This is a genomic window from Brenneria tiliae (assembly GCF_023347575.1).
GTDB lineage: Bacteria > Pseudomonadota > Gammaproteobacteria > Enterobacterales > Enterobacteriaceae > Brenneria > Brenneria corticis.
The window spans coordinates 90,090-102,050 of the sequence record NZ_JAKPCB010000103.1; the positions used below are offsets into that span (position 1 = coordinate 90,090).

Annotated in this window: 12 protein-coding genes and 1 pseudogene; 7 read left to right on the forward strand and 6 right to left on the reverse strand. The window is 53.7% G+C overall.

Features of this window, described 5'->3' with window-relative positions; translation table 11 throughout:
• Window positions 1-97: 97 nt before the first annotated feature.
• From MFP24_RS21265 to phoH, 5 genes and pseudogenes are all read left to right on the forward strand, one after another.
• A pseudogene (locus tag MFP24_RS21265) lies at window positions 98-187 on the forward strand (Rpn family recombination-promoting nuclease/putative transposase); the annotation flags it as partial.
• Between the two features lie 307 nt (window positions 188-494).
• The gene (locus MFP24_RS21270; RefSeq protein ID WP_249232643.1) at window positions 495-782 is read left to right on the forward strand and encodes a hypothetical protein; all 288 of its coding nucleotides are present in this window, start codon (window positions 495-497) and stop codon (window positions 780-782) included.
• Window positions 783-1,274: 492 nt separating this feature from the next.
• A complete protein-coding gene (locus MFP24_RS21275; RefSeq protein ID WP_009113307.1) occupies window positions 1,275-1,997 on the forward strand; it encodes an RNA polymerase sigma factor FliA in 723 nt (240 codons plus the stop codon).
• A 49-nt stretch (window positions 1,998-2,046) separates the two neighbouring features.
• Window positions 2,047-2,556, forward strand: coding sequence for a flagella biosynthesis regulatory protein FliZ (fliZ, locus tag MFP24_RS21280; protein WP_249232642.1), 510 nt, complete (start codon window positions 2,047-2,049; stop codon window positions 2,554-2,556).
• 534 nt (window positions 2,557-3,090) lie between these two features.
• Window positions 3,091-3,879 (forward strand): phosphate starvation-inducible protein PhoH, encoded by a 789-nt coding sequence (phoH, locus tag MFP24_RS21285; RefSeq protein ID WP_249232641.1) that lies wholly within the window; start codon window positions 3,091-3,093, stop codon window positions 3,877-3,879.
• 112 nt (window positions 3,880-3,991) lie between these two features.
• Here the strand turns inward: phoH and rplY are convergent, their stop codons facing one another.
• The 3 genes from rplY to MFP24_RS21300 form a co-directional block, all read right to left on the reverse strand.
• Window positions 3,992-4,276 (reverse strand): 50S ribosomal protein L25, encoded by a 285-nt coding sequence (gene rplY, locus MFP24_RS21290; protein ID WP_249232640.1) that lies wholly within the window; start codon window positions 4,274-4,276, stop codon window positions 3,992-3,994.
• 136 nt (window positions 4,277-4,412) lie between these two features.
• Window positions 4,413-6,173: a DNA repair helicase RadD gene (radD, locus tag MFP24_RS21295; protein WP_249232639.1), complete on the reverse strand. Its 1,761-nt coding sequence runs from the start codon at window positions 6,171-6,173 to the stop codon at window positions 4,413-4,415.
• 3 nt (window positions 6,174-6,176) lie between these two features.
• Window positions 6,177-6,416: a YecH family metal-binding protein gene (locus MFP24_RS21300; RefSeq protein WP_249232638.1), complete on the reverse strand. Its 240-nt coding sequence runs from the start codon at window positions 6,414-6,416 to the stop codon at window positions 6,177-6,179.
• Window positions 6,417-6,667: 251 nt separating this feature from the next.
• Between MFP24_RS21300 and rsuA the strand changes: the two genes are divergently transcribed.
• Window positions 6,668-7,363, forward strand: a complete 696-nt coding sequence (gene rsuA, locus MFP24_RS21305) for a 16S rRNA pseudouridine(516) synthase RsuA (protein ID WP_249232637.1) — start codon at window positions 6,668-6,670, stop codon at window positions 7,361-7,363.
• A 452-nt stretch (window positions 7,364-7,815) separates the two neighbouring features.
• Window positions 7,816-8,160, forward strand: coding sequence for a YejG family protein (locus MFP24_RS21310; protein ID WP_249232636.1), 345 nt, complete (start codon window positions 7,816-7,818; stop codon window positions 8,158-8,160).
• A gap of 76 nt (window positions 8,161-8,236) precedes the next feature.
• On the opposite strand, the gene yejF is transcribed toward MFP24_RS21310, so the two are convergent.
• The 3 genes from yejF to MFP24_RS21325 are packed head-to-tail and all read right to left on the reverse strand — an operon-like array spanning window position 8,237 to window position 11,950.
• Window positions 8,237-9,829: a microcin C ABC transporter ATP-binding protein YejF gene (yejF, locus tag MFP24_RS21315; RefSeq protein ID WP_249232635.1), complete on the reverse strand. Its 1,593-nt coding sequence runs from the start codon at window positions 9,827-9,829 to the stop codon at window positions 8,237-8,239.
• Between the two features lies 1 nt (window position 9,830).
• Window positions 9,831-10,856, reverse strand: coding sequence for an ABC transporter permease (locus MFP24_RS21320; RefSeq protein ID WP_249232634.1), 1,026 nt, complete (start codon window positions 10,854-10,856; stop codon window positions 9,831-9,833).
• Window positions 10,853-11,950, reverse strand: coding sequence for a microcin C ABC transporter permease YejB (locus tag MFP24_RS21325; RefSeq protein WP_249232633.1), 1,098 nt, complete (start codon window positions 11,948-11,950; stop codon window positions 10,853-10,855). The genes MFP24_RS21320 and MFP24_RS21325 overlap by 4 nt, the downstream gene beginning before the upstream one ends.
• Window positions 11,951-11,961 lie beyond the last annotated feature (11 nt).

Consider the following 11,961-nt stretch of genomic DNA (forward strand, 5'->3'; position numbering starts at 1 on the left):
TTTCTGCGTAGCGCCTCCACACTTTTTATCATACTGCTTCCCTGATTTTGCCGAACCGCTAAGCTGACGGCAACCACCATCACAGGGATGCGGTGCCGTGCAATCGCATGATGCGATCTTTAAACAGTTCCTCAGTAATATCGATATCGCGCAGGATTTTCTTTCTATCCATCAGTCGGAGGAAATTCCGGCGTGAGTTCATTCAACAGATTTTGAGATAACGGGGTATAAATATTAAATTCATGAATAAGTACATAGTATAAATTTCTTGCGGAACACATTTACTCTTAGTTATTCATCTAATTCCATCATCGGTTTGAGAATTTATTTTAGGTAATTTTACGTAAAATGTGATTGCCATCATTATTATTTATGATGAAGAAATGCAAGCTGTAAATATGAATTAAAAGTCTTCAATAAACGAGTTGATAATCTTATTAATTAAGCGTGTAACGAATTATATTTACCGGTTTCTGATATATACCAGGAGAAAAATGATGGGTGTAGCGGCATATCTGGCGGATCTTATGCATGGACGTGTGAGCAGGTCCATAAATGAGTCGAGCCTCGCGCAGATGGAGAGGGAAGAACTAATACAACTGCTAAAAAAATTATTAGAGGAAATAGCTGATGCGAAAGCGAAAGAGCGGGTGCTGGAAATTACGCTTGAACTGTTAAAAATTGGAATGGATGAAAAACAGATTTTGCAGATCACAGAGATTAAACCTAATGAGTTGAAAATGTTAATCTTTTTTGATGAGTTGAGAAAAACACAGGCGTGACATTGTCAGAGGATAAAACTTTTTACCCGTCATACTTCATGTTGCAGATGCGTTGGCTACATTACTCGGTCTCTCCCAGGGGTTCAGCCCGGTGGGGCAGATGCAAGCAGAGTTCAAATCTGGATTTGTCAGTCATCCGAATCATTTATCTGAGTAAGCTGATCGGGATTTAATGAGAGACACCTTGTCTCTCCTCGGAGACCTGCCGCTGGCTGGTCAAATTCTTTTCCAACCCAATTGCCGCGTTACGAGGCATCATAAATGGGCCTTGCCCGTAAAAAGCCAACGCTTTGCGTTGTTCAAAACGACAACGTATTGTCCTGTAACTCGAATTATTTAGCGCCGATCCAGGCAGGGAACCCGCCCGGACACGGCGTGATAGTCGGGCATATTGCAAATAGGGCGCCTTTTCTGGCGCTATTCAAGCGATTGGCTCCCCTACGCAAAAGCATAATAGTGTCGATAACACTATTATCGTAGGTATTTGTCACTGTGAGCGATCTGTATACCGCCGAAGGAACAATGGATAAAAGCGCCCTCTGGAAACGTTATGTTCCCCTGGTGCGTCATGAAGCCTTGCGTCTACAGGTTCGTCTCCCCGCGAGCGTTGAGTTGGATGATTTACTCCAGGCCGGCGGCATCGGCCTGCTTAGCGCGGTTGAGCGTTTCGATTCACTGCAGGGCACCGCATTTACCACTTATGCGGTTCAGCGGATTCGAGGCTCAATGCTGGATGAGTTACGCAGTCGCGACTGGGCTCCACGCAGCGTGCGGCGTAATGCGCGGGAAGTGGCACAAGCAATGCAACGGGCTGAACAGCAGCTGGGTCGTGCGCCAACGGAGCAGGAAGTTGCGCATGCTTTGGATATTACGCTGGAAGATTATCGTCAGATTTTGCTGGATACCAACAATAGCCAGCTTTTTTCTTACGATGAATGGCGTGAAGAGCATGGCGACAGCGCGGAGGCGTTGTTGGAAGGCAACGAGGATGCCAATCCGTTACATCAGCTGATGGAAGGTAATTTACGCCATCGGGTAATGGAGGCGATAGAAAACCTGCCGGAACGCGAAAAGCTGGTGCTAACGCTTTACTATCAGGAAGAGCTGAATTTAAAAGAAATTGGCGCCGTTCTGGAAGTAGGGGAGTCGCGAGTCAGTCAGTTGCATAGCCAGGCGATAAAGCGCCTGCGCGTAAAATTAATGAATGACGTTTAATTTGGCTGCGTAGGAATAGTGTTTTCAGTTATTGTCATGGAATGGATTCATGCCTCAGCCAACCCGGAAGAAACAGCTGCTTAGCCGTTATCTGAAAGATTTCAAACATAAGCAGACCCATTGTTCTCATTGCAATAAAGCACTTGACCGTGTCTCGTTGATGTTTCGTAACCAGCTTATCAATAAAAAAACGATTGGCGATATCGACCGGTTAATCGATGATAAAATATGGTCAAGTCTGCAACAGGAGCTAATTCCCCTCTGTCGGTTCTGTAGTGAAATATTGTGCCATACCTATGCTAACTATTTTAATATTAAGGCATTCACCCAGTACCTGATTAAACAGACGGAAGTCAAGCATAGCACGATGCGTGAATATGCCATTAGGCTGCGTCGATTGGATGAGCAACTGGTGGCTAAGCATTTTCCAAAGGAAAACTTTGCTTCTGGAAACATACAGAAACATATTCACGATTATCTTCCCGATATTGATCATGCTAGCTACCGCAGCGCGCTGCGAAAATACGATCAGTATCTGGACTGGCAGAAATACTACTGATACTGCGCGTAATCCCTTTTTCTCCTGCGCCATGTTGCCAGATCGCCGTATCCTGACTATAGGTAACTATTATGGCAGTGTAAAAAAGCTTGCAAAATAGAGGCAAACTATTGCACTGTCATACTACTGCAATCATTCGGCTCTAATTTTCAGACTGATGGTTAACGGTGGTTCTTAATACGGTCAATCATTATTCAGTGGAATAGTCGTTGTCACAGTGAGGAACGCGAATGGTAATGTCCTGTTGGGGACTAAATAGTCGAAACAGTTACTCAGGTCTGCCGACTCGCCGATGCGAGGGATTTCTCCCCCACCAATTTTCTGCACTGTGTCATTTGTCGTTAACTCCATTTTTTGCCTGTCTGTTTACTCCTCGTCAATTATCCCGTCCGACCGGTTTCCTCTTCTTCCGGGCGCGGGCGTTATTCGTTCTGTTCTCCATCGGCTTAATAAGGAAGCCAAACCTCGCTTGTGAGTGAAACGTCACGCGCTGCCGGGCAGTGCGGTAAGTGAAACAAACTGTAAGGTGCCACTATGGGAAGACAAAAAGCAGTGATCAAAGCACGTCGTGAAGCGAAACGCGTTATTCGGCGCGAGTCGCGTAGTCATCGTCAACGTGAGGAAGAATCGGTCACTTCTCTGGTTCAAATGGGCGGGATTGAATCGATAGGCATGGCGCGCGAGAGTCGCGACGCCTCCGTCATTGAAGCCAGAACCGCCGCCCAGGAGCATTACTTGTCTGCAATAGAGAATAAACAGTTAATCTTTGCCACCGGTGAGGCGGGGTGTGGCAAAACGTTTCTGAGCGCGGCCAAGGCGGCGGAAGCGCTTATTCATAAAGAGGTTGATCGCATTATTGTCACCAGACCGGTGTTACAGGCCGACGAGGATTTGGGCTTTTTGCCCGGAGATATTGCCGAGAAGTTTGCGCCTTATTTCCGTCCGGTTTATGACGTGCTGCTGCGGCGGTTGGGCGCGTCGTTTATGCAGTATTGTTTACGACCGGAAATAGCCAAGGTGGAAATCGCGCCTTTTGCCTATATGCGCGGGCGGACGTTCGAAAACGCGGTGGTTATTCTCGACGAAGCCCAGAACGTGACGATTAACCAAATGAAGATGTTTCTGACGCGTTTGGGGGAAAATGTGACGGTAATCGTCAATGGCGATGTTACGCAGTGTGATTTGCCCGCGGGAGTGAAATCCGGGCTGCGCGATGCGCTGGAGCGTTTTGCCGAGGACGAGATGATTGGCGTGGTCTCTTTCGGCAAGCAGGACTGCGTGCGTTCGGCGCTGTGCCAGCGTACCCTTAACGCCTATGGCTAATGTTGCCAGCGACGGCCCGTAAGGGGGGCGGCCAGGGATGGCACGCCACAAAAAAACGCCGCTTGCGCGGCGTTTTTTCTTCTTCCGGCGTCCCGGACAGACTTCGGCGCGATTAAGCGCGGATAAAGTCGATATGAGTCAGTTTGGGCTTGAACGGGTGACGTTGTACAGCCTGAACCTTGACTTTGGTTTCTTTACCGTCGATAGACAGGATCACCACTTCACCGTAGAAACCGTCTTTCAGTTCCTGGTTTTTAACGCTGTCGTGATCCAGTTCGATAGCAACCGGCGCTTCGGAACCACCATAAACGATGGCCGGGAATTTACCGGCATGACGCAGGCGGCGGCTCGCACCCTTACCCTGATCTTTACGTGCTTCTGCTTTGATAGTAATCATTTTTTACTCTACTTAAGATAAGTAATCCTGCTACAGGCGACCCAGCAGCAAGTTGGGTTGTTCTGCTTTTGCGATACAAAAGCGGGCTGAATTCTAGCGGAATATGGGTCCGCGGGCAAATAAAACCGTGAATAAGCTAGCCGCGCAGCTCGTGTGCCCGCCGGAAACGGCCCTGATAATCGAACATTTTTTCCCGTAGCTGCCAGAATCTCCCCTGACGGCGGGCAACCACAAAGTCGGGGGCGCGCAGTAAATGCCGTTGCGCCAAAACGTCGTCGGCGGTTTGCCAGGCGAAAGGGACGCCCGGCGCCCGCTGATGGACGCGTAAGAAATGTAGCTGGAATACGTGGCGCTGCGCCGGCGTTTGCAGGCGAAAACGCTCGCTCACCTCGGCGCCGTCTTCATCATGGTAGGTGACGTTGAGCCATTCCCCTTTGGCGTCTTTGCCGGGCGTCAGGCTCATGCCGCTACAGCGCAATACCAGCGCGTCTTTCAGCTTCAGCGCCGCTTTCAGCATATCATCGGGATCGACCAGCACGTTTTCACACTGGTGACAGCGGCGGGCCGCAATGTCGTTTTCCGCGCCGCAGTGCGGGCAGGTCTTGAAGCGAAAGCGAAAGTCGCACTGCCGGCGCTGGCCGTCGTCCAGCGTCTCCCAACCCTGGCAGCGGCGGCCGAAATGTTCGATCACGCCGCCGTCCGGGGTGATTTTCCCCCAGAATAAATTGGCGAAACCGCATTGCGGACAGAAAACCTGCACCGGCTGGCTGTCGCGGTGGGGTTTACTGTGTCCGACCTCCGGGGTATGGAGATCGTGCGGGTTTCCGGCGTAATCCAGGATCAGGCACTCGGTTTTGCCGGGAAACAGACGCAAGCCGCGACCGACAATTTGCTGATATAAGCTGACGGATTCCGTCGGGCGTAGTATGGCGATCAGATCGACGTGCGGGGCATCAAAGCCGGTGGTCAGCACGGCGACGTTGACCAGATAGCGCAGCCGCTGCCGTTTAAAGTCGGCGATAAGCGCGTCACGCTCCGCCGGCGGCGTTTCGGCGCTGACCAGCGCGGCCTGGCCCGGCGGCAATAAGCCGTGGATTTCACGGGCATGTTCAACGGTGGCGGCGAAAATCATCACACCCAGGCGCGTCTGCGCATAGTCGACGATCTGGCTGATGATATGCGGGGTGATGCGCTGCTGGCGCTTTAGCTCGTGATTAAGATCGGCTTCGCTGAACAAGCCGTTGCTTCCCGCCGCCAGCCTGCTGAAATCGTATTGCACAATGGGCATATCCAGCCGTTCCGGCGGCACCAGAAAGCCGTGTTTGATCATATAGCGCAGCGGCAGTTCGTAGATGCAATCGCGGAACAGGCTGTGTTCGTCGCCGCGTATCATGCCGTGGTAGTGGTATTGATAAATCCAGCCTTTCCCCAGACGAAAGGGCGTTGCCGTCAGCCCCAGCAGCCGCAGTTGCGGATTGGTTAGTTGCAGATGGCGGATAATCTGCTGATATTGGCTGTCGTCGTCATCGCCGATGCGGTGGCATTCATCAACGATCAGCAACGAAAAGGATTGTTCGAACCGATCCAGGTTGCGCGCCACCGACTGCACGCTGCCGAACACCACTTTCCCCTGGCTTTGCCGTTGCTGTAGTCCGGCGGCGAAAATATCCGCCTCCAGCCCCCAGGCGCAGTATTTGGCATGGTTCTGCGCCACCAGCTCCTTGACGTGCGCCAAAACCAGCACCCGTCCGCGGGCGAGTTTGGCCAGTTCGGCGATAACCAGACTTTTTCCCGCCCCCGTCGGCAGTACGATAACGGCCGGCTGGGTATGATGACGGAAATACTCAAGCGTAGCGGATACCGCCTCACGCTGGTAAGGCCGTAAGGTAATAGGCATGGCCTAGTGCTGGCAGATTTTACTGGCGCTGGTGGTGAAGCCGGCCTCAAGCGGAATAAATTTGCCGCGCTCGGCCAGAAACTGCACCAGCTTTGCCGCGGTCAGATCGGCGGCCGAGCAGGTATGAAAACGGGCGTCGCTCCCGAAACGGTTTTCAATGGCGGCAATCAGCTGTTCAGTGGTAAAAGACTCGCCGGAGGCGATCATCATTTGCAGGACTTCATGGCCGTGAACGGATGACATGGTTTAACCCTCAAGGTAAGTGGTTATCCTTATTATGCCCGTTGATAATGTCCGGTGCGATAGCGCGCGTGAGATATACCACGACGACAAAGGCGGATCGGCGTCGCTGAATTCTAGGACCTCGGCTCAAGCGCCGTTATACTAGAGCATTCCGGCAGCGGAATGCCGTTGCTCTTTTTTCATTATTCATCGGTACGGGCGCCTCTCAGGCGTGTGCTGTGCGATGATTTCACACAGGCAGTTGGTCGTTAATGCGATTGGACAAATTTTTATCCCAGCAGTTGGACATCAGCCGTTCGCTGGTGGCGCGCGAGCTGCGCGCGCAACGGGTCACCGTTGATGGGGAAGTGGTGAAAAGCGGTGCTTTTAAACTGCTGCCCGAGCATCAGGTGGCGTTCGACGGCAATCCGTTGGCGCAGCAGCGCGGACCGCGCTATTTTATGCTGAATAAGCCGCAGGGCTACGTGTGCTCGACGGACGATCCCGATCATCCGACCATTCTTTATTTTATGGATGTCCCCGTCGCGTACAAGCTGCATGCGGCGGGGCGTCTGGATATCGATACCACCGGGCTGGTGCTGCTGACCGACGACGGGCAGTGGTCGCATCGTATCACCTCGCCCCGCCATCACTGCGAGAAGACCTATCTGGTGACGCTGGAGCAGCCACTAAGCGACGATACTTCAGAGCAGTTTGCGGCCGGAGTGCAACTGCACGGCGAGAAGCATGTGACCAAGCCCGCCACGCTGGAAAAGATAACGGATTATCAGGTGCGTCTGACCATCAGCGAAGGGCGTTATCATCAGGTGAAAAGGATGTTTGCCGCGGTGGGGAATCGCGTGGTGCAGTTACACCGCGAACGCATCGGCGATATCATTCTGGACAGCGCGTTGGAACCCGGCGAATACCGGGCGCTGAGCAGCCAGGAGATAGCCGGCATCAGGTAGTTCCTTCCTGCTTTAGCTTCACGCCGCCAGCCCTGGCGCATTCAATTTCCCTGACGGCGGGCGGTGGTCCGCCGTCAGCGGTTTGGTTTTTCTACCGTATTTATTCCCCCGGGCGATCCAATATTTGTCGGGCGCCAGCGCTTTTCTTAGCTGCAAATGTTCTGTATATGTAAAATATATGACTTAAAAGTAAACAATCGGAGCTAAAAAGGTTGAGGTGCTACACAAAAAGAGTTACATATAGCCCGAAAAAGAATGATAATTTGTGATCTCCCTGGCATTAATTAACCTTGCAGTAACCTATACCAACAGCTAGTGATGCTTATTTGTTCTGAGTGCGCGGCTTATTAGATTGGGAAAGCGGTAAAAAAGAGGCGGCGGTCAGGCTGCCATGATAAATATGTTATTGTATTGTAAAATTGCAGTAAAACTTAACCTGAGGAAAAACAGTAGTGGCTAATGTCCAACTTTCGGTAGTGCATCGTTTGCCGCTAAGTTATCGCTGGTTATCGGGTTTTGCCGGTGTAAAAGTCGAACCGATTCCGCTGAGCGGCAGGGAAGAAGACAATAATCTGATTGGTCTCAAGTTATTGAGCCATGACGGCGATGTGGCATGGAAAATCATGCATCAACTGCATCACTCTCTGGAGGAAATACAGGTTGAGTGCGTTGTGCTGGAATGGGAAGGCGAGCCTTGCCTGTTTTTACACCGTAATGATGAAAGCACCGCCATGTGTCGCTTGAAAAATGTCGGCGTGGCGATTGCGGAGCCGGTGTCGGCGCAGTATCCGTTTTGAGAGCGGCAACATCAGTCAGGCTGATCTTGCCGCTCTTTTGACGATTATCGACTTGAAACGGACCGCTGATGGTTGTTTAAGACGACAGTTTCAGCAGCTCCCGCGTATAGTCCTGCGCCGGATGGGCGAATACCTGCCGGCATTCTCCTTGCTCCACCACTTCGCCTTGTTTCAGCACAATCACCTGATGGCACAGCGCCCGCACCACCTGTAGGTCGTGACTGATAAACAGGTATGCCAACCGATGCTTCTGTTGCAGCGATTTCAGCAGCGCCAGAATCTGCGCCTGCACCGTTCTGTCCAGCGATGACGTCGGCTCATCAAGAATAAGCAGTTCCGGTTGCAGAATCAGCGCCCGGGCAATGGCGATACGCTGGCGCTGTCCGCCGGAAAACTCGGCGGGGTAACGGTGGCGCGTGGCCGGATCCAGCCCGACTTCCCGCATGGCTTCAATCACCCGCCGTTCCCGCTGCTCCTCGCTCAGTTTCTGATGTACGGTCAGCCCTTCGGCAATAATCTGCTCGGCGTTCAGCCGCGGGTTCAAGGCGGAGTTGGGATCCTGGAACACCACCTGGATCCGCCGCCGGAAAGGCAGCATCTGCTTGCGGGTCAATCCGTGCAGCGGCTGGTTATCGAACCAGATTTCGCCGCTTGAATTCAGCAGCCGCAGCAGCGCCAGCCCGGTGGTGCTTTTCCCCGAGCCGGATTCGCCCACCAGCCCGATGCCTTCCCCGCGGCGCAGGCTGAAGCTGATATCGTTGACCACCCGTTTTTCATCGACGGTGCGCCGCAGCAGCCCGCGTTTGACGGGGAAAGAAACCCGCAGCTGCTCGACGCGCAGGATGGGATGTGCATCGCCGTCGAGCGGCAAAGGTTCGCCGGCGGGGGCGGCATCCAGCAGTTGGCGGGTATAGGCGTGTTGCGGCGCGCTGAATAAGCCGTCGCAGGTATTGTGTTCCACGCACTGGCCGGACTTCATCACCGCGACATTGTCCGCCAGCCGGCGGACAATATGCAGATTGTGGGTGATAAACAGCAGGCTCATGCCCAGTTCCTGTTTCAACTCGTCCAGCAGCGTCAGTATCTGCGCCTGTACGGTAACGTCCAGCGCCGTGGTGGGCTCATCGGCGATCAGCAGGTCGGGCTGGGTCAGCAGCGCCATCGCAATCATTACGCGCTGGCGCTCGCCGCCGGAAAGCTGATGAGGGAAATCATTCAGCCGGCTCTTCGCCTGCCGGATTCCCACGCGATCCAGACAGGAAAGCGCCTCGCCGCGCGCCGCCTCATTGCGCATGCCCCGATGCAGCGCTAAAACCTCGACGAGCTGTTTTTCGATGCTTTGCAACGGATTGAGCGACACCATCGGCTCCTGAAAGATCATGGCGATACGATCGCCGCGGATGCGGCGCAGCGTTTTCTCATCCGCATGCAGCAGCGACTGACCGGCGAACAGGATATCCCCCTGCTGATAGACGACGGGGGGCGACGGCAACAGGCGCAGGATGGAAAGGGCGGTCACGCTCTTGCCCGAGCCGGACTCGCCGACCAGCGCCAGCGTTTCGCCGGCGTTTACGCTAAGCGAGACCCCATCGACGACGCGCTGTTCGTTCTCTCCGCTGCGAAAGGCGATGCTGAGATCCTTAATCTGTAGTAACGGTGACGTAGACATATCAATGCGCCTTACTGGGGTCGAAGGCGTCGCGCACCGCTTCGCCGATAAAAATAAGTAAAGACAGCACCACGGACAGCACCATAAATACGGTAATGCCCAGCCAGGGCGCCTGCAGGTTGTTTTTCCCCTCCAGCAATAACGTGCCTAACGAGGGCGATCCCATCGGTAAACCAAATCCCAGGAAGTCCAGCGAGGTCAGGGTGGTGATGGATCCGCACAGAATAAACGGCAGGTAGGTCAGGGTGGCGACCATGGCGTTTGGCAGCATGCAGCGGTACATAATCATCCGATCGCTGACGCCCATCGCCTGCGCGGCGCGGATATAGTCAAAATTGCGGGTACGCAGGAACTCGGCCCGCACCACCCCCACCAGACTCATCCAGCCGAATAGCACCGTGATGCCCAGCAGCCACCAGAAATCGGGCTGGATCACGCTGGAGAGCAGAATAATCAGAAACAGGGTCGGCATCCCGGACCAGACTTCAATAAAGCGCTGGCCCCAAAGGTCCAGCCGCCCGCCGTAATACCCCTGCGTGGCGCCGACGGTAATGCCGATCAGGCTGGAAAGTATCGTCAGCGCCAGGCCGAACAGCATTGATATACGGAATCCGTACATGACCTGGGCAACGACGTCTTTCCCCTGGCTGTCGGTTCCCAGCAGGTTTTGCCATGACGGCGGCGAGGGGAAAGAGACGGTGGTCGCGAAGTTTATGCTGTCATAGTTGTAGCGGATAAGCGGCCACAATGCCCAGCCGTGGCTGTCGATGCGCTGGGCGATATAGGGATCGCGAAAATCCGCGCGGGAGTCAAGCTGACCGCCGAAGGTGGTTTCGCTGTAGTTGACGATAAAGGGCGCATAGAGTTTATCGTCGTATTTCACCAGCAGCGGTTTGTCATTGGCGATCAGCTCTGAGAACAGCGTAACCACAAACAGCGCCAGAAAAATCCACAGCGACCAGTAGCCGCGGCGGTTGCTCTTGAAACGCGCCCAGCGCGCCTGATTAATGGGGCTCAATCGGCTCATTGGCGTCCCTCGAAATCAATACGCGGGTCAACCAGCGTATAGGTCAGATCGCTGATGATATTCAGTAACAGACCGATCAGCGTAAAAATATACAGCGTACCGAACATCACCGGGTAATCGCGTTGCAGGGTGGCGTCGTAGCCTAACAGGCCCAGTCCGTTCAATGAGAACATTACTTCGATCAGCAGCGAGCCGGTGAAAAACATGCTGATAAAGGTGGCGGGAAAGCCGGCAATCACCAGCAGCATGGCGTTGCGAAACACGTGACGATAGAGAATGCTTTTTTCATCCAGCCCCTTGGCGCGCGCCGTTACCACATACTGTTTGCGGATTTCATCCATAAAGGAGTTTTTCGTCAGCATGGTCAAGGTGGCGAAACCGCCAATTACCGTAGCCAGCACCGGCAGGGCGATGTGCCACAGATAATCGGTGATTTTTTGGTACCAGGGCAGGGTATCGAAATTGCTGGATACCAGCCCGCGCAGCGGGAACCAGTCCAGATAGCTGCCGCCGGCGAACACCACAATCAGCAAAATGGCGAATAGGAAGGCGGGAATGGCGTAGCCGATAATAATCAGCGTACTGCTCCAGGTATCAAAGGAGGTGCCGTTTTTGACCGCCTTTTTGATCCCCAGCGGAATGGAAACCAGATAGATAATCAGCGTGCTCCACAGCCCCAGCGAGATGGAAACCGGCATACTCTCTTTGATCAGCTGCATCACCGAGGAGCCGCGAAACAGGCTGTCGCCGAAGTCGAAACGCGCATAATCCCACAGCAGTTTGAAATAGCGTTCGTGGATGGGCTTATCAAAACCGTAGCGTTTGGTGATCTCTTCAATCACCTCGGGATCCAGCCCGCGGGCGCCGCGATAGGTGTTCTCGATATTGGGCGCGCCGGCGCTGCCGGAACGGGCCATGCCGGCGTCAAGGCCGCCGCTGGCGGTATAACCGCTGCCGCGTCCCATCTCGATATTGGCAATCGCCTGGTCGACCGGGCCGCCGGGGGCGATTTGCACGATAAAGAAGTTGATGGTGATAATCGCCCATAGCGTCGGGATCACCAGTAAAAGGCGGCGTAACAGGTAAGTTCCCACGTCGTGACTCC